Source organism: Komagataeibacter europaeus (genome assembly GCF_002173515.1).
Taxonomy (GTDB): Bacteria; Pseudomonadota; Alphaproteobacteria; order Acetobacterales; family Acetobacteraceae; genus Komagataeibacter; species Komagataeibacter europaeus.
Window position 1 is genome coordinate 581,548 of sequence record NZ_CP021467.1, and the last position, 23,847, is coordinate 605,394.

At 61.7% G+C, this 23,847-nt stretch carries 25 protein-coding genes; 7 read left to right on the forward strand and 18 right to left on the reverse strand.

Annotation, left to right across the window (positions count from 1 at the left end; genetic code table 11):
* Nucleotides 1-75: 75 nt before the first annotated feature.
* The 3 genes from S101446_RS02495 to S101446_RS02505 all read right to left on the reverse strand — a co-directional run bounded on the left by S101446_RS02495 (nt 76) and on the right by S101446_RS02505 (nt 2,725).
* Entirely contained in the window at nt 76-1,404 is a 1,329-nt protein-coding gene (locus S101446_RS02495) for an AGE family epimerase/isomerase (RefSeq protein ID WP_087607503.1), read from the reverse strand.
* The gene (locus S101446_RS02500) at nt 1,397-2,257 is read right to left on the reverse strand and encodes a glucose 1-dehydrogenase (protein WP_010508514.1); all 861 of its coding nucleotides are present in this window, start codon (nt 2,255-2,257) and stop codon (nt 1,397-1,399) included. Before S101446_RS02500 ends, S101446_RS02495 begins: the two co-directional genes overlap by 8 nt.
* Nucleotides 2,258-2,323: 66 nt before the next feature.
* The gene (locus S101446_RS02505; protein ID WP_053323055.1) at nt 2,324-2,725 is read right to left on the reverse strand and encodes a hypothetical protein; all 402 of its coding nucleotides are present in this window, start codon (nt 2,723-2,725) and stop codon (nt 2,324-2,326) included.
* A gap of 252 nt (nt 2,726-2,977) precedes the next feature.
* Between S101446_RS02505 and S101446_RS02510 the strand changes: the two genes are divergently transcribed.
* Complete coding sequence (locus S101446_RS02510) at nt 2,978-3,457, forward strand: GAF domain-containing protein (RefSeq protein ID WP_053323054.1); 480 nt, start codon at nt 2,978-2,980, stop codon at nt 3,455-3,457.
* 59 nt (nt 3,458-3,516) lie between these two features.
* Here S101446_RS02510 and S101446_RS02515 read toward each other — a convergent pair whose 3' ends face one another.
* The 6 genes from S101446_RS02515 to S101446_RS02540 form a co-directional block, all read right to left on the reverse strand.
* Nucleotides 3,517-3,849 (reverse strand): hypothetical protein, encoded by a 333-nt coding sequence (locus S101446_RS02515; RefSeq protein ID WP_087607504.1) that lies wholly within the window; start codon nt 3,847-3,849, stop codon nt 3,517-3,519.
* A gap of 164 nt (nt 3,850-4,013) precedes the next feature.
* Nucleotides 4,014-4,148 (reverse strand): hypothetical protein, encoded by a 135-nt coding sequence (locus tag S101446_RS18585; protein ID WP_010508518.1) that lies wholly within the window; start codon nt 4,146-4,148, stop codon nt 4,014-4,016.
* Nucleotides 4,149-4,492: 344 nt separating this feature from the next.
* Nucleotides 4,493-5,521 (reverse strand): MYG1 family protein, encoded by a 1,029-nt coding sequence (locus S101446_RS02520; RefSeq protein WP_019085467.1) that lies wholly within the window; start codon nt 5,519-5,521, stop codon nt 4,493-4,495.
* Nucleotides 5,522-6,018: 497 nt separating this feature from the next.
* Nucleotides 6,019-7,476 carry a phosphomannomutase gene (locus tag S101446_RS02525; RefSeq protein WP_087607505.1) on the reverse strand — a complete coding sequence of 486 codons (1,458 nt, stop codon included), beginning with the start codon at nt 7,474-7,476 and terminating at the stop codon, nt 6,019-6,021.
* Between the two features lie 291 nt (nt 7,477-7,767).
* On the reverse strand, nt 7,768-8,133 hold the full coding sequence (locus S101446_RS02535) for a hypothetical protein (RefSeq protein WP_019090861.1): 366 nt from the start codon (nt 8,131-8,133) through the stop codon (nt 7,768-7,770).
* 279 nt (nt 8,134-8,412) lie between these two features.
* Nucleotides 8,413-9,114 carry a pirin family protein gene (locus S101446_RS02540; RefSeq protein ID WP_053323052.1) on the reverse strand — a complete coding sequence of 234 codons (702 nt, stop codon included), beginning with the start codon at nt 9,112-9,114 and terminating at the stop codon, nt 8,413-8,415.
* A gap of 188 nt (nt 9,115-9,302) precedes the next feature.
* Between S101446_RS02540 and S101446_RS02545 the strand changes: the two genes are divergently transcribed.
* On the forward strand, nt 9,303-10,220 hold the full coding sequence (locus S101446_RS02545; protein WP_087607507.1) for a LysR family transcriptional regulator: 918 nt from the start codon (nt 9,303-9,305) through the stop codon (nt 10,218-10,220).
* Nucleotides 10,221-10,242: 22 nt separating this feature from the next.
* On the opposite strand, the gene wrbA is transcribed toward S101446_RS02545, so the two are convergent.
* The 6 genes from wrbA to S101446_RS02575 all read right to left on the reverse strand — a co-directional run bounded on the left by wrbA (nt 10,243) and on the right by S101446_RS02575 (nt 14,450).
* The gene (gene wrbA, locus S101446_RS02550; protein ID WP_087608805.1) at nt 10,243-10,842 is read right to left on the reverse strand and encodes an NAD(P)H:quinone oxidoreductase; all 600 of its coding nucleotides are present in this window, start codon (nt 10,840-10,842) and stop codon (nt 10,243-10,245) included.
* Between the two features lie 135 nt (nt 10,843-10,977).
* Nucleotides 10,978-11,664, reverse strand: coding sequence for a phosphoribosyltransferase (locus tag S101446_RS02555; protein WP_244184405.1), 687 nt, complete (start codon nt 11,662-11,664; stop codon nt 10,978-10,980).
* Between the two features lie 92 nt (nt 11,665-11,756).
* Nucleotides 11,757-12,044 (reverse strand): hypothetical protein, encoded by a 288-nt coding sequence (locus S101446_RS02560; RefSeq protein ID WP_220464761.1) that lies wholly within the window; start codon nt 12,042-12,044, stop codon nt 11,757-11,759.
* Between the two features lie 200 nt (nt 12,045-12,244).
* Nucleotides 12,245-12,448, reverse strand: coding sequence for a TOBE domain-containing protein (locus S101446_RS02565; RefSeq protein ID WP_010508531.1), 204 nt, complete (start codon nt 12,446-12,448; stop codon nt 12,245-12,247).
* Nucleotides 12,449-12,604: 156 nt separating this feature from the next.
* Entirely contained in the window at nt 12,605-13,411 is an 807-nt protein-coding gene (locus S101446_RS02570) for a family 1 encapsulin nanocompartment shell protein (protein WP_087607509.1), read from the reverse strand.
* A gap of 1 nt (nt 13,412) precedes the next feature.
* Nucleotides 13,413-14,450, reverse strand: coding sequence for a Dyp-type peroxidase (locus S101446_RS02575; RefSeq protein WP_039794233.1), 1,038 nt, complete (start codon nt 14,448-14,450; stop codon nt 13,413-13,415).
* A 320-nt stretch (nt 14,451-14,770) separates the two neighbouring features.
* On the opposite strand from S101446_RS02575, the gene S101446_RS02580 reads away from it, so the two are divergent.
* Nucleotides 14,771-15,493 (forward strand): aspartyl/asparaginyl beta-hydroxylase domain-containing protein, encoded by a 723-nt coding sequence (locus S101446_RS02580; protein WP_087607510.1) that lies wholly within the window; start codon nt 14,771-14,773, stop codon nt 15,491-15,493.
* Between the two features lie 357 nt (nt 15,494-15,850).
* Nucleotides 15,851-17,047, forward strand: coding sequence for an MFS transporter (locus S101446_RS02585; protein ID WP_087607511.1), 1,197 nt, complete (start codon nt 15,851-15,853; stop codon nt 17,045-17,047).
* 90 nt (nt 17,048-17,137) lie between these two features.
* On the opposite strand, the gene S101446_RS02590 is transcribed toward S101446_RS02585, so the two are convergent.
* Nucleotides 17,138-19,234 (reverse strand): acyltransferase family protein, encoded by a 2,097-nt coding sequence (locus S101446_RS02590; RefSeq protein ID WP_087607512.1) that lies wholly within the window; start codon nt 19,232-19,234, stop codon nt 17,138-17,140.
* A 293-nt stretch (nt 19,235-19,527) separates the two neighbouring features.
* On the opposite strand from S101446_RS02590, the gene S101446_RS02595 reads away from it, so the two are divergent.
* Nucleotides 19,528-20,310: an alpha/beta fold hydrolase gene (locus S101446_RS02595; RefSeq protein ID WP_087607513.1), complete on the forward strand. Its 783-nt coding sequence runs from the start codon at nt 19,528-19,530 to the stop codon at nt 20,308-20,310.
* A 14-nt stretch (nt 20,311-20,324) separates the two neighbouring features.
* Here S101446_RS02595 and S101446_RS18320 read toward each other — a convergent pair whose 3' ends face one another.
* Together S101446_RS18320 and tmpT are read right to left on the reverse strand one after the other, a co-directional pair.
* The gene (locus tag S101446_RS18320; protein WP_010508539.1) at nt 20,325-20,483 is read right to left on the reverse strand and encodes a hypothetical protein; all 159 of its coding nucleotides are present in this window, start codon (nt 20,481-20,483) and stop codon (nt 20,325-20,327) included.
* 222 nt (nt 20,484-20,705) lie between these two features.
* Nucleotides 20,706-21,371 (reverse strand): thiopurine S-methyltransferase, encoded by a 666-nt coding sequence (gene tmpT / locus S101446_RS02605; RefSeq protein ID WP_087607514.1) that lies wholly within the window; start codon nt 21,369-21,371, stop codon nt 20,706-20,708.
* 255 nt (nt 21,372-21,626) lie between these two features.
* Between tmpT and S101446_RS18325 the strand changes: the two genes are divergently transcribed.
* Both S101446_RS18325 and S101446_RS02615 read left to right on the forward strand, forming a co-directional pair.
* The gene (locus S101446_RS18325) at nt 21,627-22,574 is read left to right on the forward strand and encodes a hypothetical protein (protein WP_244184407.1); all 948 of its coding nucleotides are present in this window, start codon (nt 21,627-21,629) and stop codon (nt 22,572-22,574) included.
* 188 nt (nt 22,575-22,762) lie between these two features.
* Nucleotides 22,763-23,818, forward strand: a complete 1,056-nt coding sequence (locus tag S101446_RS02615) for an NAD(P)-dependent alcohol dehydrogenase (protein WP_087607515.1) — start codon at nt 22,763-22,765, stop codon at nt 23,816-23,818.
* Nucleotides 23,819-23,847 lie beyond the last annotated feature (29 nt).

A 23,847-nucleotide genomic window follows, 5' to 3' on the forward strand; every position in this document is an offset into this window, starting at 1 on the left:
AGTTTTTGGTGAAGCTTTTTTCAAAAAGCTTCGAAGAACGCTACTTTTTTGAAAAAATGCGGCACCCGGAAACTTCTATTGTTTTTGGGATGTGCCAAAATAATTCGGGATTTCAGGCGTATCACGCGCCATGCCATGATTTTCCAGCAGGGCGACAGCGGTGGCGAAGCTGGGCGCAAGTGGCAGGAGCGGGGTCATGGTCGCCTGCCATGCATGGTACAGGTCGGCCTTGCCTTCATACACCACGGCGGATGGCCGGTTGTCGCGGTCCAGTTCCTGTATCCACCCGCCATGCCTGCGGTCGATCATGAAGGTGTCGATATAATCCCACAGCGTGCGGTACCACTGTTCGTACCGCCGGTGGCCCGTGCGCTTAAGCAGGGCGGCGGCGGCCGTCATGGCCTCCGCCTGGCACCAGTGGGGACGGTTATGGACCACGGGTTCATGGTTCCAGTCGATCGTATAGATCAGCCCCGGCGCGCCATCACGCGCCCATCCTGCCGTCATGCCGTTGTGGAACATCTCGGTGGCGTCTTCCAGCAGCCATGCGGGCGCACGGCCATCGGCGCGCAGCAATGCGGCTTCCAGCTTCAGCAGCAGGTGCGCCCATTCCGTGAAATGGCCCGGCGTCATGCCATAGGGGCGTAGCGGGTCAGCAGGGTGGTCACGGTTGTAGTCGTCCAGCCGTCGCCAGTTGCGGTCGTAGTGTTCCGGCAGGCTGTAACCCGCATCGCGCGCCAGTGTATGGATGAAGCGTTCGGCCACGCGCAGGCCCCGGTTGCGCCAGATCGGGTCGCCCGTCACATCGGCCACGGCCATGCAGGCTTCCAGCGAATGCATGTTGGCGTTGGCGCCCCGGTAATCTTCCTCATCCGACCAGTCGGCGGCGAAGCTTTCGCGGAAAACGCCTTCTTCCTCGCTCCAGAAATGCCGTTCCCAGACCGCAAGCGCCTTGTCCAGCAGCCTGCGCCCGCCCGCAATCCCCGCCACGGTAGCCGATGATGCAGCCAGCACGACAAAGGCATGCAGGTAGGCCTGCTTGCGCCCGGCATCCGGCGGTTGCCCCTCGGTCGGCGGGGTCAGGAACCATCCGCCATTTTCATGGTCCGCCAATGGTCCCAGCAGGGTGTTGACCCCATGGGCCGCCAGCGGTCCGCAACCGGGCAGCCCACGCTCCGTCGCCACGGCATAGACATGGGTCATGCGTGCCCCCAGCGTGGCGTCGGCGCTGGCGCCGGGCGGCAGGTTGCCCCGGTCGTCCAGCGCCGCGAAGCCGCAGGCCACGCGGGATGGCCTGGAAAAATCCAGCAGTCGCTGCCCCTGCATGTCCAGCCAGCGCCGGTGGGGCGAACGGCGCAACCACGAGGACGCCGGCACCATCAGCGCGGGCAGGGCTTCACCCATTGACGATCATGCCCCCGTTCACGTGCAGCGTCTGTCCGGTCACGTATGATGAATCCTTTGCCGCAAGATAGACATAGGCCGGACCAAGCTCGCTGGGCTGACCGATGCGGCCCATGGGCGTATCCTTGCCAAGGTTGGCCACGGCCAGCGGGTCGACCGGCCCCCAGCTTGCGGGTTGCAGGGGTGTCCAGACCGGACCGGGGGCGACCGCGTTGACCCGTATGCCCCTTGGCGCAAGCTGCAGCGCCAGGGCGCGGGTAAAGCCCATTTCCGCCCCCTTGGTCGTGGTATAGGCGACCAGTGATTCATTGCCCGCGAACGCGTTGACCGAGGACGTGTTGATGATCGCGCTGTCCGGTCCCAGATGCGGCAGGGCCGCGCGGGTCAGGTAGAAATAGCCATTGATGTTCACGTCCATGTGACGTTGCCAGGTTTCGTCCGTAATATCGGTCAGGTCGCTGCTGACGTACTGGACGGAGGCGTTATTGACCACGATATCCAGCCCGCCAAGGGCCCGCACCGTGCGGGCCACCGCGTCATCGCATGCCGTGCTGCACGATACATCGCCACGTATGGCCAGCGCGCGCCCTCCTTCGGCTTCGATCAGGCGCACCGTTTCGTTGGCGTCCTCGTCCTCCTCCAGGTACACGATGGCGACATCGGCCCCTTCACGTGCGAAATGCACGGCGGCGGCACGCCCGATGCCACTGTCACCACCGCTGACCAGCGCCCTGCGTCCCTTCAGCTTGCCGCTGCCCATGTAATCGGCGCGGATATGTTCCGCCGGCGGGTCAAGCAGGCGTTCAATGCCGGGCTGGTGGGGCTGGCTCTGTGCGGGAATGCTGTGGGGCATGCGTGGACTCCGTCATGTGGATTGCTGGATGTGCCCGTACGGGCGCGGGGAAGGGGAAACCGTCCATCATGCGCCCATGCCCGCCTTTTTCACCGCGTGCGTACAGGCATCATGTCGCGCCGGGATATCGAGGTCAGTCATGCGCGGCATGTTGCCGCTACCGGGTTGCAGGACGCCCACCGTGCCATAGGCATAATCCATATTGCCGTGTTCATCGGGCGGAACCGCGCCGGTGCTACGGATCAGCGTATTCATGAGCGGGGTCGCACCTGCATGGTCAGCCAGGCCATTTTCAATGCAGAAATTCAGGTAGCCCGCCAGTCGCGCGCCCGGTGCCGCGTCGATCATGGCCTGTGGCGTCGCGGAAGGGGGCATGGCCATGTCGCGCGCCATGGCGGGCAGCATGCCGCCCCCGAACAGGATGCCCAGCGTCATGGCGGGCAGGGTGATGACTGGACGGTACGACATTCGTGGCATCCTTCTGGCGGGACGTGAAATGACGTGGTGGTGTGAAATGGTGCGGTCCGTGGGCCATTACGGCCATCATGTGCCGCGCATTAAACCCGCGGCAGGGCGGCAGGTTGCATCAGGCGGGCGGGACGCTGGCTGCCCGTGGTGGTCTGCGGTCTGTATGGCCGGGCGGATATCGCCTATGTCATGGGGATGGGAGAACGGGCGTCGTGTTTCGTTCCCGGATATGGTGCAGGAAGGACAAGACCGATGACCGCCCCCCAAAAACGCCTGGGTGCGCAGGAACTGGTTGCCGCCGTGGCATCAGTCGTGGCGAACGAACCGGACATGATCGCGGACATGGCCAATATCGCGGCCATGATTTTCGAGGCGCTGCCCGACCTGAACTGGGCGGGATTTTATATCTGGAAAGAAGGCCAGCTTGTGCTGGGGCCCTTTCAGGGGCGCATGGCCTGCACGCGCATCGCCTATGGCAAAGGGGTGTGCGGGACGGTGGCGCGGGAACGGCGGACAATTATCGTGCCCGACGTGCATGCCTTTCCCGGGCATATCGCCTGTGACGCGGCCTCGGCTTCCGAAATCGTGGTGCCGGTCATTGCAGGCGACCGGCTGCTGGGCGTACTGGATGTCGACAGTCCGGTGCGCGAGCGTTTTTCCGATACCGACCGGATCATGCTGGAAAAGATCGTGGATCTGCTGGTGCGTGCCATCCCGGTCGGGACAGCATAGGAAACAGGCGAAAACTATCCGCCCGGCCCATGGCCGGGGCGGGCGGAAAATGGATCAGATCAGGATTTTCCGTAACTGATGTAGTCGGCCAGTTCACCCAGCAGGCTGTCAAGGAACGTGTGCGGCTGGGGCTGGTCCGGCGTGGTTGTGGTATCGGCGGGCGGGGCCGGGTTCTTGCCCGATGCAAGCTGCCACAGATATTCCGCCCACAGCCGTTCGGCCTGCATGGAAACCGCCGCCTTGCGCAGGTTGTCCAGTGCGCTGACCGCATCCGTATCGCCGCGCTTGACAAGGGGGACCAGTGCTTCGGCCGCATCACTGACGCGGGCCTGGCTGTCCTCAATGTGGGTGCCCAGCGTGAAGTAGGCTTCGGCAATGGTCTTGGTGTCCATGATGTGATCTTCCTCTCCGGGCTCAGGGGCATGAACTTAACCCAGCCCTGCCTGCGGCGCCAATCAGGGGAGGTATGCCCCGCACACGCCATGCGGCGACGGGGCGGGGAGATGAAAAAGCCCGGCCACAATGTGCCGGGCTTTCATGGTGCGGGCGTGGTGTTTCAGAACAGGAATATCATGGCCGTTGAAAGGGCGAATGCGGCGGCGATCAGTGCCGGTCCCGCAATATCCCATCGTGAAAGACGTCCGGTCGGTGCTGTGCCAGCAAGGCGCTGGCGGCGCAGGTGTATCCACATTGCAGCCTCCGTCAGAAGCAGTCGGGTCCATCTGGCTGGACCGTCATATGAAGATAAACGACAGCCATAGTGCGAGCGTAAGCAGGACCATGCCAATGCCAACCATATCGATGACATCGGGATTGGTGCGGTAGCGGGTTCCCCTGTCCATGGCGACCTCCTGGTCCGGGTGGTGGAAAACCACCCGATGAAGGCGATGTAGGCAGGCACGGGTCGCCTTAACAGGGGCGGGACAGGCCCGCAGGCGGGGGATGATCCTGATGACCCATCACGTTTGCGGCATCTGCCCCGTCAGGCCGCGCCGCATGCCGTATCAGCCTGACAGCGGACGGGTACGGGCGGGATCAGTCCCCGGCCTGTTCCAGTTCATCATTGATCTTCAGCGCCAGGCGCGCCATCTGCAGCGCCCCTTCCTTGCTGCCCGCGCCACAGATGAAGCGCGCGGGATGGGCGAATACCGCGTCAGGCACGCCGCATACCCGGGCCAGTTTTTCCCCATCCAGTCCACGCCATGCTTCAGGCAGGGAGACACGCTGCCCGAAATCGCCGCGCACGGGTGGCACCGCCTTGACGTTCCAGCGGTCGGGGGCGGCAGGGGAGACAACATAGACGACGGGCAGGTCATTTTCGAAAATGACCTTCTCGGTCGGCATGCCCGTATCCATCAGCAGGATGCGCTTGTCTTCGGCGGCTTCATAGGCGGCCATGACCCGGTGGGCGGCCTTCAGGCTGGCGCGCACGCGGTCCACCGCATTGACCAGATGGGAGGCCACGGTCGTCGCGGCATTGGCGAAGCCCAGCGTCTCGCGCCGCCGTGCTTCCTCCGGGCCATACAGTTCGGTGGTGTCCCATGCCGGACGGCAGGACGATACGATATCGGCCAGCGACAGCCTGCCCATTTTCACGACGCCATTGTCGTCCTCGTCAATCGGCAGGACCAGTGACCTGTCCAGGGCCTGCCATATGGCGGCAATGTCCGCTTCATCCACCTGCGTCTGCACGATATTGCGGATGGCGGCGACCCCGTAATCCTTCCACAGCAGGCCTGCGGCGCTGTAAGGCGTTCCGTCATCACGCAGGGGCTTGTCCTTCATGTGATGGTCATAACGGCCCTTTGCCGGGTCATACTGGCCGCCTACGTCAAACACGATATCGGATGCTGCGATCCGGTCGGGGGAACGTGAACGGATGAATTCCAGCCGGTCGGCAGGTCCGTCACCCAGAACGCGGGCGCGCAGGTCACCTTTGGGCGCAAGGGCGTAGTGAAGGATGACATATCCCAGTGTTTCATCAACGTGGAAATTCCCCGAATGGGTCAGCGCCCGGACGGGGGCGGCTGCGTTGTCAAGGCCAATGGGGGTATGCTCGGACATGGGAAACCTGCTGATGGACGGGAATGGAATTCTGATATGCCCCCCTCATGCCGCAAAGGCCGGCCCAAGACAACCGGCTTCCGCACCATGCTGTCCGTGTCAGGTGCAGGGTAAAAATCCCGCATGTCAGGCCATTCATGGCGACATATCGCATGAATGGCCGATGGCGCCGCAATCAGCGCCTGCCTGGAAAAGCCTTGCCGGAAACGTTCTCATGATTGCCGGGCTGACCATTAATATGCACCACGGACATCCTGCGGATGATGTTTGCCGCGTTGCTGGTCTTCATGCCAGTACACCGGATGGTCCCGGTGCGGGTCACGGCATCCCGCAAGGCAGATGATGATGGCACAGGCCATGACTATCCGGGAAATATGGTGCATGACTGGCCCCCTGATGCCGCGCCTTTGCAACGCCGGCACAGGGGGAAGGTTTGACGGGGGAAGAAAGGCGATATGCCCCCCCGCGGTTCAGGATGGATGCGATCGGTTGCCGGGTTACGGCGTATCGCGCCATGTGCTGACGCCGTCCATGCCGGTTTTCAGCAGTTCCGCCGTGCGTTCGGGGCTGTCGCCCTCCACATAGACCCGCAGTTCCGGCGCATTGCCGGAGGGGCGCAGGTGCACGATTTCCCCGTTTTCGAACGTCATGCGCAGGCCGTCCGTTTCATCGACATGCGCAAGCCCGCCGCAGGCATCCTGCAGGCCCAGTGCGGCGGCCCCGTTTGCCGGATCCTGACGGAGTGCGGCAATCCGTGCCTGGCTCTGCGCTGTCGGCATTTCCTTCAGCCGGTCACTGAGTGTGAAGCGCCGGGGCAGGGCGGCCACAAGCCCCGCCAGATCCACCCCCTGCTGCCGTGCCGCGACAAGGGCGCAGATCATGGGCAGGATGGAATCCCGCGTGGGCAGGGCCGCAAGGGTGAGCGCGCCCCGTGTCACGTCACTGGCCAGCAGGAAGCCGCCATTGGCTTCATACCCGACGGAGGGCAGCAGCCCTGCTTTAGCCGCGTCGGTCATGGCCGCGACGACAAAGGGGGAGCCGATGCGGGTGCGCCGTATGTCACGGGCAAAACCGGCCTGTTCCAGCGCGGTGTTGCTGCTGACCGGCGTTGTCACGGCGGCGGCGCCAAGGAAACGCGCGGCAATGATCCCCAGCACATCCCCCCGCAGCCAGTTGCCATGCCGGTCCGCCAGCAGGGGGCGGTCGGAATCGCCATCGGTGGTCAGGATGGCGTCCAGCGTGCCGTCGCTGGCCCATTCGCGGGCCAGGGCGGCATCTTCGGGGCGCACGGCCTCGGTATCGACGGGAATGAACGTGTCCATGCGGCCCAGTGGCACGGCGGTGCCGCCCAGTGCCTCGACAATTTCCACCATCACGTCACGCCCCACGGCGGAATGCTGGTAAATGCCCAGTTTCAGGCCGGACAGGGCATCGGGGCCAAAGAAATCACGGTAACGGGCGACAAAGCCCGGAACGACATCGGTTATGACCGGCAGGACGATATCGCGCACCAGCGCCCCGGTCGTGTCAAACCAGCCATCGGGCAGGGTCACGTCCTCCTCCCGCATGGCGGCTTCGTCGGTCTTGAGGAATTCGCCACGCGCGCGGTTGAACTTGATGCCATTGCGATCAGCCGGGATATGGCTGCCCGTCACCATGAGGGAGGGGATACCAAGCGTGAACGCATGCAGGCACAGCGCCGGTGTCGGTACGAACCCGCAGAAAACCGGCACACCCTCCATATAGGTAATGGCCGCGACACAGGCCCGCAGGATGTGTGGCGTGCTGGGGCGCAGGTCGCCTGCCACCGCGACCGGCGTGCCGGGCGCGAATTCACCCAGGCTGGCCAGATGCCTGAGATAGCCCACCGTATAGGCGAAGCAGACGGAATCCGTCATGGCGGTCACAAGGCCACGCGCGCCGCTGGTGCCGAAGGCAACACCGGACTCCTTCATCCACTGGGCTATTTTCATGTATTTCTCTCACAGCTATGACGGGGCGGACGCATGTTGACCTGTTGTCTGTCCGGAGTAAACACATGCGGACGACAGGGTTGGCATACATGACCATGCCTGCCCGCCATGGTGGCCGGCAGGCTTCCGCCCGTCATGTCCTGCCATCTTTTTTCCATCCGGATCATGCCATCCAGCCAATCATGGAAATGCGGCCGGAAAAAGCCCTGTTTCCATCCGGTGCGCATGACATGTATCAGGTCATGCGCGGCGCGATGGGAAAGGGGGCAGGGATCAATCCAGTGTCGCCGGCACGACGGCCACACCGGCCCCGGGGCATGATTTTGCGATCTGCATGCGCTGGATGGCTTCCATCTTGCCCTTTTCGCGTGCCAGAACGCCGGCCACGTCCGACCCGGTCATTTCAGACAGCGGCACGCCCAGCGCCAGCACGCCCCACGTATCGGTCTTGTGCGCCCGGCGCTGCTTGTTGGTCAGGGCTTCCAGCGTGTCGCCCTCCTTCAGTTCCTCCTGCCCAAGCTGCTGGCAGTCCATGCTGGAATAGGCGGTATCAGGGATATAGGTGGGCTTGACATCCTTCGGGCTGGAAGCGCACCCGGCCAGTACTGCAAGACCCGACAGGGCCAGAACCTTTTTCATTACATTCTCTCCAGAAACGGAGAGGGTTTGTTACATGTCGTCACATTGTCAGGTAGCCGCAAACTGCATGGCTGTGACGCGTGTATCAGCGTCCGGCACGTGGAAAAAAGCGTCATGTACCATGCCGGTTTATAATGAATCGCTGTTTCCGGCCCCCTGCGGGGCCATGGCACATGCATGGCCACGGCAGGGCAGGGGGACGGCATGATGGAAACGTCGTTTATATCAAAATCTGTCAGCGGTGATGCGCCGGATTGCTGGCCTCTTCTTCCTATCTGATCACGTGGCGGTATCGACCAGCACGATTTCACTGTCCTCCAGCGCGCGTACACGTAGCGTCTCGGTGGCGGAAATGGCGGCGCCGTCGCGTTCGTGTACCGTCGTGCCCTCGATTTCCACACTGCCGCGTGCGGGCACCAGGTAACCAAGCCGGTCCGCGCCCAGCGGGTAATCGACAACCTGCCCCTTCTTCAGCGTGGCCCCCAGCACGCGGGCGTTGGCGTTGATCGGCAGCGCGTCATCATCCCCCGCATGGCCCGAGGCAAGGACCACGAACCGTCCCGCCCGGTCGCCCCTGGGAAAGGACCGCGTGCCCCATGACGGCGCATGGCCCGCACGGTCAGGCATGATCCAGATCTGGAACAGGCGGGTGGCCACGTCCTCGCGGTTGTGTTCGGCATGGCGGATGCCGGTGCCGGCGGACATCACCTGCACATCGCCCGCATCCGTCCGCCCGGTATTGCCAAGGCTGTCGGTATGGGTGATCGCGCCTTCGCGGATATAGGTAATGATTTCCATATCCCGGTGCGGGTGGGTGCCGAAACCGGTGCCGGGGGCGATCATGTCGTCATTCCACACCCGCAGCGCGCCCCAGTTCATGCGGTCGGGGTCATGGTAATGCGCGAACGAGAAATGGTGGCGTGCATCCAGCCAGCCATGGTCGGCATGGCCCAGCTGGCCAAAGGGGCGAACTTCAATCATCGGGTTTTCTCCAGTTGGCTGCGTTGACTATGGACACCACGTTAGCGCCCGACCGGCATCGTGAATATGGAAATGAAGGAAACCTATCGTTTCCATTTGTTGTCCATAGGCCATCATGCGGAGGGAGACATGCCGGGGCCGATAAGATATGGAAACACGCACTGGGAATCATTGCGTGGGATTGTGCAATGCGGCTGCCTGATTTCGAGGCATGGGCCATTTTTGCAAAAGTGGCGGAACGCGGTTCGTTTGCGCGCGCGGCGGAGGACGTCCAGCTGTCCAAACCCACCGTGTCCAAGGCCATAGGCCGGCTGGAGCAGTCGCTGGGCGTCGCCCTGTTCAACCGCAATTCACGGCAGATGTCGCTGACCGAGACGGGGCGGATGCTGCTGGGTCATGCCAACCGGATCTTGGCCGAAGCCGAGGCCGCAGAAATGGAAGCACGCGGTGGCACGCTGGCGCCATCGGGCCTGATACGGGTTGCGGCCCCCATGGTTTTCGGGGTCCGGCATCTGGCCCCGCTCCTGCCGGATTTCCTTGTGCGCTACCCTGAAATCGACATTACCATCGACTATAGCGATGCCATCGTGGACCTTGTGGCGGGGGGATATGACATGGCGCTGCGCATTGCGTCGCTGGCGGATTCCGCCCTGCTGGCGCGGCGGCTGTGTACGGTGCGGCTGCTGCTGGTGGCCACGCCGGGATATGTGGAACGGATCGGCCACCCCGATGATCCCCGTGCGCTGGAGGGGCACAGGAGCTTCGTTTACACCAATACCTCCGCCCCCGGCATGATCCGCCTGCAGCATGAGGGAAACGGGCGGGAGTTCGTCCTGTGCCAGACCGCGCGGCTGCGCGCGGATAATGCCGAAACCTTCCTGCCTGCGCTTGAGGCCGGTCTGGGCTTTGGCCTGTTTCCGGAATTCATGGTGTGGGACGGGCTGAAATCGGGCAGGCTCACCCGTCTCCTGCCCCGGTGGGCAGCCCCGCCCGTGGCCCTGTACCTGGTGACGCCCGGCAGCACCCTGCGGCCCGTGCGGGTCACGGCCTTTATCGATTATCTGGCGGGTGCGTTCGCGCACCCGCCATGGGCACGTCATGACTGACGGACCGGGCGTGTCGTATGGATCAGGCAGCCAGCTTCTTCGCCAGCCCCGCCACATGCTGCCCCAGGAAACGCGCGCCATCCAGTTCGGTGGCGCTGGGCTGGCGTGACCCGTCGCCCGCGGCGATCGTGGTGGCGCCATAGGGCGCGCCGCCGGTCACTTCATCCACCTTCATCTGACCCTGAAAGGTGTAGGGCAGGCCGGTAATCACCATGCCATGGTGCAGCAGGTTCGACATGAGCGAATACAGGGTCGTTTCCTGCCCGCCATGCTGTGACGCGGTGGAGGTGAACACCGCGCCCACCTTGCCCACCAGCGCGCCCTTCAGCCACAGGCCGCCGGTCTGGTCCCAGAAATTGGCCATCTGTGACGGCAGCCGCCCGAAACGCGTCGGCGCGCCGACAATGACTGCATCATATTTCGGCAGTTCCGCCGTGGTGGCGATGGGGGCGGCCTGTTCGGTCTTGAAATGATGGGCTTTCGCCACGTCTTCCGGCACCAGTTCGGGCACGCGTTTCACGTCCGCCTCCATCCCCGCCGCGCGAACCCCTTCGGCCACGGCATGGGCCATCGTTTCGATATGGCCGTAGGTGGAATAATACAGTACGAGAACCTTGGACAATTTCGTAATCCCTTGCTGTGTCATGGACTGTTTCCCGCAGGAACCTTCCTGACAATACGTCGTGCAGAAGGACTGCATACGCCAAAATCGGAAATGCTCCGTTTCCCGTCTTTATGTGACGCGCGCAGCCCGGGATCAGGTATCGGCAAGGGGCCGCCAGCCCGCTTCGGTGCGGCCAAACATGGGAATATGCCCAAGGGCATGCACCAGTCCGGGCATGTCGGGGCCTGTATGTTCCAGTTCGGTCCGCCATGCCCAGCCTTCGGTCAGGACCGCCGTGACGCCCACAACCCGCGCCTGGACCTTCTGCATGAGGCGGATGGCCGCCGCCGCCGTCCGGCCGGTGTTCAGCACGTCATCCATGATCACAACGCGCCTGCCGCGCACGCGCTCGACAAGGGCGGGATCAAGATACAGGTGCTTGGCCTGATCGGGACTGGTGGACGATGTCAGGCATTGCGACAGCGCACTGTCGTACCAGAATTTGCGCGAATGCCCCAACGCGACATAATCATCAAACCCCAGGTTTTCCGCCACGGGTCGGGCATAGGCCAGTCCCATGGTCGGCACGCCTACAATTACCTCCGGTTTCAGTTCCTGCACCATATCGGTCAGCAGGCGGATCAGTGCGCGTTCGACGGCAAATCCCGTCTGGTTGGACATGAGCAGCGCAATGGCCTTTTCCCCGCCCGGCAGGGGACGCAGCGGCAGGACCAGTGTCGATCCATCCACCAGCCGCACGGGATAGCTGTTGTCGTGATCCATCTGGTGTTCCGGCATGGAATGCGCATGCCATTGGGCGTGATAGGGGGATATGTGCACGAATACGTTCCGGTGGTTGGGGCTGTCTGGGCAATATCTGCCTGCATGCCACGATATCCGGACGGTTTCCGGCGCGCCAGTCCCCTAGCGTGTTATCGCCACGCGCCGCTTTCGATCATGCACTGCGTGTAGAAATTACGGCGCGAGGATCTGCTGATGCCGACCGTCACACTTTGCGTGGTGACGTTATTCAGCCCACGTCCGGCGCATTTGGCGTCAATGTTGCGATAGGCGCTGCTGTCGGGCGGCAGGACGGCGGCATGGCCATGTATATAGCCCATTTCCGTGTTGACTTCCTGCACGTGGCGGCTGGCTGTCGGGATATGGATACGGTACGACCGGGCCTGTGCCGGGATACAGGTAGTGATTGCCAGCAGCATGAATATGCCGGAACATGCGATTTTCAGGGGCACAGGGGCATTACCTTAAAGGTTTGTTGATCGCAGGTTATGCGCGCAACATGGCCAGCCTGTGTTCTGATCCTGTCTTTTTGTATCCCGCAGGTTAGGGATTGTTCATGTCGGGAAAAGGCGGTGCGCCGCCCACCCGTGGGGGCGGACGGCGCGCGGGTCCGTGACCCTTACACGCCCACCATGACATCGGATGCCTTGATGATGGCGGTCGCCTTTTCACCGATCTTCAGCTTCAGGTCGGCAACCGCTTCATTGGTGATCGAAGCGGTGATGATGGCGCCACCAATGTCGATGCTGACATGGGACGTGGTCGCCCCCTTGGTGATGGCCGTGATCTTGCCCGCGATCTGGTTCCGTGCGCTGATCTTCATTTTCCGTCATTCCTTTTACGTTTCGTCGTACTGGCTGTAATCACGAAACGGGCAGAAAATCAAACCATGGCCGCCATATTCCATCCAGGGAAATGTCGGGCGGCTGCCGTGGTTCGGGCCGCCAGCCGACATGGCCCCTGGTGGAATGGGGCGGGGTTACGCAGCCGCGTGCCTGATCACGACCGAGGCTTCGGTCGTCAGCACGCGGAAGGTGAAGCTTTCCTGCAGGTACAGCTCCACCGACGTGGCGGAATGGCTGCTATAGCCGATGGAGACATCCTGCCCGATATCCAGTTCAAAATCACCGCCACGGGTGGACAGGATATAGGCCCCTTCAATGGCCGGGGCGCAGATGATCCTGCCCTCGATCATCCGTTCCAGGTGGCGCAGGACAGGGTAGCCATCCTCGCTCCCGCCGCTGACGGCGGCAAACGCACGCGCACCCAGCACCACCGAATAGGGGCCGTTTACGCCTGCGATACGCAGTTCATTCAGGCCATCGGCAATGATGGCGGGATAGTCGCGGGGGGAGGCGGGCAGCGAGAACTGGCCGTTGGATGTATCCTGTGCAATGCCCCGGATCCCGGCCGCGGCATAGCCGTCGAATATCGCGCGGTCCTCGGCATAGGCGATCTTCCTGGCCGCGTCCTTCAGGGGCTGCCAGTCGGAATCCAGCGCGCCGCGTTCCACATCGTCAATGGCATCGCGGCTTAGTGAAAACGGCACGCGCAGTTCCACCAGGGGCAGGACCTTGCGCTGCAGCGCCTGCACCCCGTCCGCCGGGCTGTCGATGCGGGCCGTATGGCCGGTATCCACGGCGGCAAGGCCGACACCACGGGCTTCGGGCACGTCCACGACGCGCCGGCCGGCCAGGTAGCGGCGCAGCGTGCGGGATGCTTCCTGTTCGATATCGGCCCAGGCAGCGTCGGAAATGGGGGCAAGGTTGCGGTGCAGGTTGTTCATGTCAGACTTCTTCCTTCAGTGACCCGATGCCAAGTGAACCATCGGGTGTGGTGGGCGGGCTGGCCGGTGTGTCTTCGGTGCTGTCCGCAGGGGCCGCCGCTTCGCCATATGTCGGGGCGGCGTCCAGGAAATCGGCGGTGGGAATGAAAAACAGCACGCCCGTTACCGCGCGGCTGACATCCAGCAGGCGGTCGTAATTGCCCGGCGGGTTGCCAATGAACATGTTGTCCAGCATCCGTTCCACACGGGTGGGGGTTTTCGCGTAGCCTATGAAATAGGTTCCGAACTCCCCCTTGCCGACTTCGCCAAAGGGCATGTTGTCGCGCACGATCTGCAACTGCTCGCCATTTTCCTCGATATTGGTCAGGACATTATGGGCGTAGCTGGGTTTCGCGGCTTCGGGCAGTTCAATGTCCGACAGCTTCCTGCGGCCAATGATCTTTTCCTGCTGCTCGACGGGAATGGCGTCCCATTTTTTCAGGTCATGCAGGTATTTCTGGATGATGACGTAACTGCCGCCTGCAAAATCGGGATCTTCGTCACCAATGACCGTCGCATCGGTCGCGGCCTGGTTGACCGGGTTTTCCGTGCCATCGACAAAGCCCAGCAGGTCGCGGGCATCGAAATACTTGAACCCGTGGACTTCATCCACCACCCGCGCCACGCCGTCCAGACGGGCGGTGATGGCGGTTGCCAGTTCAAAACACAGGTCCATGCGCGTTGCACGGATATGGAACACCAGGTCACCGGGGGTGGCGGGGGCTTCATGCACCCCGTGGATGGCGCGGAAGGGGTGGAGTTCCTTGGGTTTCGGCCCCTTGAAAACACGTTCCCATGCATCCGACCCGATACCCGTGACACAGGACAGCCGCCCGTCGGGAATGCGGAAACCCACCCCGCGCACCAGCGCCGACAGGTCACCATACAGGTTACGTACCGTGGCGCCATCATCCCCGTCGCCGGGGTCCAGCGTGAAGATCAGGAAAATCGCGGCGCTGGTCAATGTGGTGTCAACGGGCTGTGGTGTAGCTGAAGGCACGCCTTACTCCCTGCATGGCGCCATGAAGAACACGCGACAGACCCGGCGCGTCGTAGGTCTGCGATCGGAGGCGGATTCTATACGCTTCACGCGTCGCGCAAAAGGTCCGCCATGATGAATTCTTCCTGTGTTCCGCCGTGGCATGATCCGGATGCATCCCAGAAGCCCGTCCGGGCGTTGGCATGTGGTTTCCCGCGTCCATGCGGGAATACCGCGCCCCGCAGCCCGAAAGGCTGCCCTGCCGGGGCATGGAGGGAAGGGATTGTTCATGCCTGGTTGGCTGAAATATATTTTCTCCGCCTCGGTCCAATTTCAGGGAAATGCATGTGGTGAAAAAGAAGACCCTTTATCATTTGACCAAGAACCTGCGTGACAGGATTGATACCTTCATCATGCGGTTTTCCATGCTGCCGGATCAGGCCCTCTTTGATCCCCACGTCATGCAGTGGGTGCGTGACCTGGAACAGAACTGGGAAAGAATTCGTGACGAGGCGCTGCAGATGGCCGCGACCGACATTCCATCTCTTGGGGACATATCGCCCGATCACGGGCGTATCGCCGCCGACCGCCGCTGGCGCTCCTTCTTTCTGGAAGGGTACGGTTACAGGCGTCAGGAAAACCGGGCGCATGTACCAACGACCGCGGCACTGATCGACCGGATTCCCAATTTATGTACCGCCAGCTTTTCCGTGCTGGAGGCAGGCTGCCACATTCCCCGCCACCGGGGCATGACCAAGGGCATGCTGACCTATCATCTGGCGCTGCATGTCCCCGCTGACCGGGAAAACTGCTGGATCCAGTTCGAGGAGGGCGACAGGCTGCATGTGTGCCCATGGACCGCGGGCAAATCCATACTGTTTGATGATACCTACAACCATGAAGTGTGGAACAACACGACCGACACCCGTTATGTCCTGCTGATTCAGGTCAGGCGGCCCTGCCGGTGGCCGGCGCGCCTGCTGATGGAGATTTTCTTTCTCGGCGTCCGGTATTCACGATTTGTTCAGGATATTCGCAAAAACCTGGATCGACGGCAGGCGTAACCCGCGCACCCCCGGCATTATCCCGTGGACCCGGCCCACGGGGCGGAAACATGCCACAATGTACATGACCCTGCGCATACTGGCCGTAAGGTGATTGCACGTGGCACGGGATCGCAATTCATGTGGGCCGCATGATGCGATGGGGCTGACCCGGCAAACCGAAAAGACGGCCATTTTTCATCTGGTGCCAGACGGGTTTTCAGCCCGGTTTTCCCCGGTTTTTTGCCGGGGCGTTTCCGCACTTGAAATTTTAAGGGCGAAACAGGGAATACGCCTGTTCCATCGGGATGCGGAAAGTGCCACAAGGCGGCGAAAAACCGCCGCCATGATACATGGCGCAACCCAGAGCAGGTCATCATGTCGTTCAAGACACTTTCCAGGGGCGCCGTGATCGGGTTGTGCGCCCTTTTCGCCTGTACCTTTACAGCCCTGACCAGTGAAGTCGCCCCGGTGGGCATCCTGATTGAAATGGCGCGGGATTTCCATATTCCCGAAGGGCAGGCCGGGCTGTCCGTCAGCGCCTTTGCGATGATGGTCATGATGGGCGCCATACCGCTTACGATCATGACGGCGCATATCGACCGCAAGCGGCTCGTGCTGCTTTCCCTGCTGGGCTACGTCATATCCAATCTTGCGGTGACGGTGGCGCCGACTTTCCTTGTGCTGTGCGCGGGACGTCTGATCGGGGGGCTGGCGCATGCGCTGCTCATGTCCATTGCGGCGGCCTATGCCGCACGCCTTGTGCCACAGGACATGACGGGACGGGCCATTTCATTCGTCTATGGCGGGACATCGCTGGGCATGATCCTGGGGGTGCCAGGTGCGGCCGCGATCGGGCACCTGGCGGGGTGGCGCATGGCCATGGGCGTCATGACCGTGCTGGCGGTGATCCTGACGGTGTGCATCGCGTTCTTCCTGCCGCCGGTCACGTCGTCGGTGCAGGTCCGCGAAGGGCTGCCTACGATCGGCGGTCGTCGGGCCATGCGGATATTTCTTGTCGTCGTGCTGGTTGATGCCGTGTTCTTCTTCGCCCATCACCTGCTTTACACATACATTACGCCCTTATTGCTGGCGCATGGCCTGTCGGTGGGGACGCTCAGTATCGCGCTGTTGCTGACGGGTGGTTTCAGCATCCTTGGCCTGTGGGGCGCGGGGCAGGTCGTTGACAGCAAACCCGCCGCCGGACTGCTGGGCAGTGGGCTGGCCATGCTGGTGGGCATGGGGCTTATGTACGGGCATGTCCTGTCGGGCTGGATGGCGGTTGCGGCGGTTGGCCTGTGGTGTATCGGCTATGCCGCCATCGTGCCCTTTGTCATGTCGGGTGCGATCCGTGCGCGCGCGACACGGCCCGATGTTGCGGGTGCTGCGATCAATGCCGCGTGTAATGCGGGTATCCTGGCGGGATCCGCCGCAGGGGGACAGGTCCTGTCCCATGGCGGGTTTGCCATTCTGGTCCCGCTGTCCTGCGGCATGGTGCTGCTGGGGATCGTGCTGGCGTTCTTCAACCCTGCGGCCTTTCCCCGCGCGCTGGCCCCTGCCGATCGCGAAGGATAGCCCCGGAAAGACCAAAGTTTTCCGGGTGCCGCCTTTTTGCAAAAAGGCGGCGTTCCTTTTCATGACAGACACGTGGACGCACGGCATATGTCAGTGAATGGCGACCTGTGTCGCATCGGATACGGGCAGTGGCGTCGTGGGGATGGGGGGCTGTGCCGCGATCCGGGCCATGGGCTCGCCCATGACAGGCAGCAGCCCATCAAGTCGCGCCAGCAGGAAATCGGCCCCCGCGCGCGACAGGTGCTGCGGGTCGACATAGAACGGATTGTCCCCGTTGCGGAATTTGCATCCCGCAGGGGAACATAATCCGTCAGCCAGCGCGAAATAGCTTACGTCCTGCCCGTCCGCCACCGCACGGCGCACCACATCCGCGACGGGTTGGGCGGGCACGGTGAGAAGGGCTGGGGGCGCGACCTCGCCAACTGTCCGGAATGACGGGTCCAGCATGTGTTCGGCATGCAGGCGCATGGGCATGAACGCGGTCACCGCTTCCTTGGCGGGATCAAAACGGAACTGGGGCACGTCCCCCAGCACGACGACATGCTTGTGTGCATTGGCCAGTATCTGCGTTGTATTGCGTAACGCGACATCCAGCCGGGCAAGGCTTGTGGCCACGCCATGGTCCGCCATGTCCTGCGGGTCGGCATAGGCATCGCGCCCGGCATCCCCGGCAAAGGGGGCGGCCCAGTATCCCGCCAGCACGACGGTCTGGACACGCGGGTCATGCATGACGGCGGCAAAAGCCTGTGCGTTATACGTCGCGCACTGCATGGCATGGCCGGGATGGGTGGGCATGAGCCGCGTGGTTCCCAGCAGGGGCGGGCAGGAGGATTTCGTGAACTGCACGAAATCAAAACCCGCCCGGTCCGCCATATGGGACAGGGAAGCGGCAAGTGCGGATGCATGACTGTCCCCCAGCAGGGCGACGCGCGGGCGTCCCGTATCATGCACGCAGCGTGGCGACAGGTTCAGGCTGGCCACCCCGTAATTGGCCAGGCAGGGTTCGCCCCGTCCTTCCGCCAGAACCTGTTCCGCAAGGGTCAGGGCCGGGTCAAAACGTTGGGACAGGCCATTGGATATGTAAACCACCGCCAGCACGCTGATACCCAGCGCAAGGCTGCCCGCGTACCGCGTCACGACGACAGGGGCGCTGCCACTTCCACGCCGGAACGGCTGTTCGATATAGCGCCATGACAGTGCGGCCGGCACCAGTGACACGATCCCTGCGCCCGCCAGCAGCAGCGGCGACGGCGCGCGTGCCGAACACAGCCAGACGAACGCCATGAGTGGCCAGTGCCACAGATACCATGAATAGGATATGCGCCCGATCCATATGAAGGGCCGCGTGGACAGGATGGCGCGGTTGACGAAACTGCCATCCGACAGCAGCAGCGCCAGCGTGCCGCCAACCGGCAGGAGGGCGGCCAGACCGGGAAAGGGCGTATGTTCATCAAAAATGATTATTGACAGCCCGACAAGAAAAAGCCCCGTCCAACCAATTAAATGATTGACGGGGCGGGGAAAGGACAAAGCATAATTCGATTTTGCTACGGCCAGGAACGTACCCATGCCCATTTCCCACGCCCGCGTGGGCAGCAGGTAGAATACGGCGGCCGGCCACCGGCCCAGCCCGAACTGCGCCATGCATAGCGAACCAAGGCACAGCGCCCCGATCACGCCCAGTACATAAACGTGTCGCCACCGGCCGATCAGAAGTAAAAGCACGGGGAAAAACAGGTAGAACTGTTCCTCCACCCCCAGGGACCATGTCATGAGGAACGGGTTGAGATGGGCGTCAGGGGAAAAATAACTGATCTGTTTCCAGAACAGTATATTGGACCACCCAAGTAATGCGCTTATGGCCCCCAGGCTGGTCTGGCGCAATTCCGCCGGACTGGAAAACAGCAGGCCCGCCAGCATGACAGCGGCGATGATGGCCATGAGGGCCGGCAGGATACGCCGGGCGCGCCGGGCGTAAAACCCGACGAAGCTGAAAGTTCCCAGCCTGACATCCCTGTAAACGATGCCACCGATCAGAAAACCGGAAATAACAAAGAAAATATCCACGCCAACAAATCCCGACTGTACGGGATAGACGCTGGCATGAAACAGAACGACGGCCGTTACCGCGATTGCGCGCAGGCCATCAATATCGCGCCGGTAATTGGCGTGCAGATTCAGGCTCATGGGGGAGATCACCCTATAGGAAGCTGCGTGAAACAGATTGGGGGTGACCTTGCGATCCCACACAATTTGTCAATGTGAATAAAAAGTAAATGGGGTTGCCGGTTTCATGGAATGTATCATTTTTTTACAAATAGAAACAGTTGTGTCTGGCCTGCATCAGAATGCAGCGCAACAGGGCAGGTGTTGCGACTATGTGCATGTGACCCACCCCACAGAATTATGAAAGGCGGGAATGACCCGATCCCCCTAATATATCCCGATATTTCAGGAAAAGAACCGGAGCCCACGATACCATGCTGCTCAACACCATCGAACTTGGCCCTGAAAACGGCGACCTGTCCCAACCGCCCGTCGTATTCCTGCATGGGCTGTTCGGACGGGCACGCAATTTCGGCTTTTTCCAGCGCCGTATTGCCGCAAACCGCCGTACGCTGGCGCTGGACCTGCGCAATCATGGCGCCAGCCCGCATGGCCCGATGGACTATCCGGTCCTTGCTGCTGACGTATGCGAAACACTGGCCGCTCATGACGCATTGCCCGCCACCGTGGTGGGGCATTCGATGGGGGGAAAGACCGCGATGATGCTGGCGCTCAGCTTTCCTGCCGAGGTGCATTCGCTGATGGTGGTGGATATCGCACCGGGCGAGGGTGGCTTTTCGCAGTCCCATGAACTGGCCCGCAGGCTGGCTGGACTGCCGCTGCCGGATTTTCTTGACCGTGCGGGGGCGGAAGCGTGGCTGGGTCAGGTGATTGCCGAAAAGCCCGTGCGTGATCTCATGCTGATGAATCTCGACCTGGGGGAAAAGCCACGCTGGACCATCGGGCTGAAGGACATTGCGGCATCCATGCCGGCCATAATTGGCTGGCCTGATGTCCTGCCCGGCGCCCGTTATGATGGACCGACCCTGTTTGTGGCGGGTGGACGCTCACATTATATCCAGCCCGACAACTATCCCGCCATGCGCAGGCTGTTTCCACATTACCGGCTGGAAACCATACAGGATGCCGGGCATTGGGTGCATGCACAGTCGCCGCAGGCGTTCCTGACCGTGCTGGAAAATTTCCTGCAGATCTGAATGGCGCGCTGTATTCAGTGATCGATGTGGGGGCCACGGCTCCAGTGCTGGTCGGGGTTGCGGTAATCTGTCGTCGTGCCCTCGTCACGATAGGGGTGGTGGGGTTCGGGACCATAGCAGCCTGTGGCGGACAGGGTGATGAGGATGGCGAAAATCCTGATGATGTGGCGCATCGCAACCTCCTGCGGATGCGGCCACAACGTAAGGGCGATCGGGAAGTTTGCCCGGTTGGCATAATATGGCGCGGGCGCAGGAATGTCTGGGGCGGAACCGGGAGAGTATTCCGGTATCCTGTCCATGAGACATCTGGCGAATGCAGAAAGGTTTTTGGCGAAGCTTTTTGCAAAAAGCCTCGAAGGACACCGTCTTTTTAAAAAGGCGGCGTCTGGAAACTTTTATTTTTTCGTCAATGCGCCTGACCCGTGGCGCGGTTTCATGATCCACACGCTTTCCGTCGCGGGGCAGATCCCCTTCAGGCCGCCCGGCACGGCTTCGTGCATCACGCGGTCAAGGGTAAACGTATCACCATAATAGTGCTGCAGCGCATTTTCATCGACCGAAAACGGCGGCCCCGCTTTGCGTGACTGGTCATATTCCATGCTGACCAGAAGTTCAGGCGCAGCATCGGTAATGGTTACAAGATGCCGGGCATAGGCCATGCGGGTGGGGGCGGGCAGGGCAATAAGCGCCGCACGGTCATAGACGGCATCAACATGACCCAGTTCCGCCTGCGTCAGATTGAAAATGTCGCCTGCCCAGATGCACAAATGCCCTGCCTCGTAGCGTACCAATGGGCCAGCGGATGAAATGCGTGGCGCAAGCCCCAGTTCGGAAAAAAGCCCTGTGACGGCAATCGGGCTCAGTTCAATGCCCGCCACCTGACAGCCGTGTTCAAGCAGCCAGTGAATATCACGGCTTTTCCCGCATAATGGTACAAAGACGCGCGCGCCCGCAGGCAGGCGCAGGGCCGCGAAATTATCGGTCAGCAGGGGATTGGGCCGTGGTTCGTGAAAGCCGATTTCATTACGCTGCCATTTGTCATGCCAGAATGTTTTGTCCATTGCGTCGTGTGCCCCCAACCCGCTTCATATCCACAATATGGCAGCCATAATACCGCTATCCCCACGGGTGCGAAAGACAGGCCCCGTGACCCGTGTCGGATTGCGCCAGTGGGGGAATTATGGTTTCCACACACCGTCAACCCTGCGTTCAGAACTGATGGATCGGTGCGGATACACAACAGGAATATCTGGTATCAATTCTGTCTGGTATTTCTGGCTACGATCGGGACAGTTGGCGGGTGTCTGTATCTGTTTGTGGTACTGGTCGATCCATGGGGCGGACTGCCCCTGTCATTGCCGCTGCACCGCTTGCCGGTGACCAGCAACGCGCGCTTTACCATGCCCATGCTGGCGCAAAAGCCAGGGTTTGATTCCGTCATGCTGGGTACATCAACGGGCCGTCTGATACGGCCTGCGGTCATGGATGGCCCATTCGGGGCGCATTTCCTTAATATGGCGATGAACAATGCCCAGCCCCATGAGCAGTACCGCCTGCTGCGTGAATTCATGCATTACCATCCCGACCCGAAGGTCGTGATGGTCGATATAGACCGTTCATGGTGCCTGTATGGTCCCAAACAGGTGCCGCTGAACCCGGAGCCGTGGCCTGACTGGATCTATCAGGAATCCCCATGGATGGGTTACCTGCACATGGCCAACCTGTATGCCCTGCAGGAAGCCGGTAATGAATTCATGCTGCAGGTCGGGCTGCGCCATGAACATTACGGGGAAGACGGCTACACCAATTTCGTGGGGCAGGATGCCAGCTATACCCGTGCGCGCGTCGACAGGGTGTTTGCCCGGTGGGGGCCAGACCATATGCCGCCGCCGCCCGGTCCAGTGGCTGCCGCCCCGGCCATGCAGATGTATCTGCCCCTGATCCTGCATGCCGTGCAGGATACGACATTACGTATCATCTGGTTTCCGCCGGTGCAGGCCATCCGGCATAACCCGCACGGGTCGATGTATGACGCCATGTTCAGCGCCTGCCACCGTTATGTGGCGTCGATTGCCGCAAACATGCCCAACACGCTGGTGATCGATTTCGACATTCCCGGCCCCATCGTCAATGACCGTGACATGTTCTGGGACCCGATCCATTACCGGCTGATGACAGCGGACCGTATCATGAAAGATATCATTACGGCGTTTCATGACCGGGTGTATCAGTCCGCGGACTATACTGTCATATCGGGACCATAGGGACCGGCCAGGCAGGACGCTGCGCGTCACGAATGCGTGACGTTTCGCCGTTTTCTGGCGGAAATGCACGGATGTCAAAAAAGTATCATTTTCCGGCAAAAGACAGGCTAGACGCGATACCGCCCGGTATTCTCATATGATTTCGCCAAAACAAGAAGAAGGGGCGCCCAAAGGGCGTCAGGAAATAAATGGCGGAAGCTCTGGTCCTGGAACGCCAAGGCGTTCTTTCCATCCGTGATATCGACCTGCCACAGGAACTCGGGCCTGATGACGTGCGCATCAGGATCCATACAGTCGGGATCTGTGGCAGTGATGTCCATTACTACACGCACGGGCGCATCGGTCCCTTTGTCGTCAATGATCCGATGGTGCTGGGGCATGAAGCGGCCGGTACGGTCATTGAAACCGGATCGCGCGTCAGAAACCTGAAAATCGGTGATCGCGTCTGCATGGAGCCGGGCATTCCCGACCCCATATCGCGGGCGTCGCGCATGGGGATCTACAATGTCGATCCCGCCGTGACCTTCTGGGCCACGCCGCCGGTCCATGGCTGTCTTACACCCACGGTTGTCCATCCGGCAGCCTTTACCTATCGCCTTCCCGATAACGTGTCCTTTGGTGAAGGGGCAATGGTCGAACCCTTCGCCATTGGCGTGCAGGCCGCGGTCAAGGCTGCGATCAAACCCGGTGATACCTGCCTGGTCACCGGGTGCGGGCCGATCGGGCTCATGACCGCGCTGGCTGCACTGGCGTCCGGGGCGGGGGTGGTGTTCATATCCGACCTGGCGGCGCCGAAACTGGAAATCGCCGGTCGCTATGACGGGATCGAACCGATCAATGTCCATGATGAAAATCCGCGTGATGTCATCTCGCGTCATGTCGGTGCCGACTGGGGCGCCGATGTGGTGTTCGAGGCCAGCGGCTTTGCCGGTGCGTATGATGATGTCCTGTCATGCGTGCGTCCGGGCGGGACGGTCGTGTTCGTGGGCATGCCGGTGGAAAAGGTGCCCTTTGACATCGTGGCGGCACAGGCGAAGGAAATCCGCATGGAAACGGTCTTCCGCTACGCCAACGTGTATGAACGCGCCATCGCCCTGATCGCGTCGGGCAAGGTGGACCTCAAACCGCTTATTTCAGAAACGTTTGCCTTCACACAGGGGGTTGCGGCGTTTGAACGTGCGGCGTCGGCCCGTCCGACGGATGTAAAGCTGCAGGTCATGATGCCGGGGGCAACCCGCACCTGATCACCTGCGTGGTGTAACGCCACTTACGG

Excerpts from the sequence above, each read along its gene's own strand:
- S101446_RS02540 (WP_053323052.1), bottom strand. The coding sequence starts at position 9,114 with ATGATTGAAGTTCGCCCCTTTGGCCAGCTGGGCCATGCCGACCATGGC.
- S101446_RS02565 (WP_010508531.1), bottom strand. The coding sequence starts at position 12,448 with ATGAAGATCAGCGCACGGAACCAGATCGCGGGCAAGATCACGGCCATC.
- S101446_RS02570 (WP_087607509.1), bottom strand. The coding sequence starts at position 13,411 with ATGAACAACCTGCACCGCAACCTTGCCCCCATTTCCGACGCTGCCTGG.
- S101446_RS02495 (WP_087607503.1), bottom strand. The coding sequence starts at position 1,404 with ATGGGTGAAGCCCTGCCCGCGCTGATGGTGCCGGCGTCCTCGTGGTTG.
- S101446_RS02520 (WP_019085467.1), bottom strand. The coding sequence starts at position 5,521 with ATGTCCGAGCATACCCCCATTGGCCTTGACAACGCAGCCGCCCCCGTC.
- S101446_RS02500 (WP_010508514.1), bottom strand. The coding sequence starts at position 2,257 with ATGCCCCACAGCATTCCCGCACAGAGCCAGCCCCACCAGCCCGGCATT.
- S101446_RS02535 (WP_019090861.1), bottom strand. The coding sequence starts at position 8,133 with ATGAAAAAGGTTCTGGCCCTGTCGGGTCTTGCAGTACTGGCCGGGTGC.
- S101446_RS02595 (WP_087607513.1), top strand. The coding sequence starts at position 19,528 with ATGCTGCTCAACACCATCGAACTTGGCCCTGAAAACGGCGACCTGTCC.
- S101446_RS02545 (WP_087607507.1), top strand. The coding sequence starts at position 9,303 with ATGCGGCTGCCTGATTTCGAGGCATGGGCCATTTTTGCAAAAGTGGCG.
- S101446_RS02560 (WP_220464761.1), bottom strand. The coding sequence starts at position 12,044 with ATGCTGCTGGCAATCACTACCTGTATCCCGGCACAGGCCCGGTCGTAC.
- S101446_RS02525 (WP_087607505.1), bottom strand. The coding sequence starts at position 7,476 with ATGAAGGAGTCCGGTGTTGCCTTCGGCACCAGCGGCGCGCGTGGCCTT.
- tmpT (WP_087607514.1), bottom strand. The coding sequence starts at position 21,371 with ATGGACAAAACATTCTGGCATGACAAATGGCAGCGTAATGAAATCGGC.
- S101446_RS02580 (WP_087607510.1), top strand. The coding sequence starts at position 14,771 with ATGCATGTGGTGAAAAAGAAGACCCTTTATCATTTGACCAAGAACCTG.
- S101446_RS02510 (WP_053323054.1), top strand. The coding sequence starts at position 2,978 with ATGACCGCCCCCCAAAAACGCCTGGGTGCGCAGGAACTGGTTGCCGCC.
- S101446_RS02585 (WP_087607511.1), top strand. The coding sequence starts at position 15,851 with ATGTCGTTCAAGACACTTTCCAGGGGCGCCGTGATCGGGTTGTGCGCC.
- S101446_RS02515 (WP_087607504.1), bottom strand. The coding sequence starts at position 3,849 with ATGGACACCAAGACCATTGCCGAAGCCTACTTCACGCTGGGCACCCAC.
- S101446_RS02615 (WP_087607515.1), top strand. The coding sequence starts at position 22,763 with ATGGCGGAAGCTCTGGTCCTGGAACGCCAAGGCGTTCTTTCCATCCGT.
- S101446_RS18585 (WP_010508518.1), bottom strand. The coding sequence starts at position 4,148 with ATGTGGATACACCTGCGCCGCCAGCGCCTTGCTGGCACAGCACCGACC.
- S101446_RS02590 (WP_087607512.1), bottom strand. The coding sequence starts at position 19,234 with ATGAGCCTGAATCTGCACGCCAATTACCGGCGCGATATTGATGGCCTG.
- S101446_RS02505 (WP_053323055.1), bottom strand. The coding sequence starts at position 2,725 with ATGTCGTACCGTCCAGTCATCACCCTGCCCGCCATGACGCTGGGCATC.
- S101446_RS18320 (WP_010508539.1), bottom strand. The coding sequence starts at position 20,483 with ATGCGCCACATCATCAGGATTTTCGCCATCCTCATCACCCTGTCCGCC.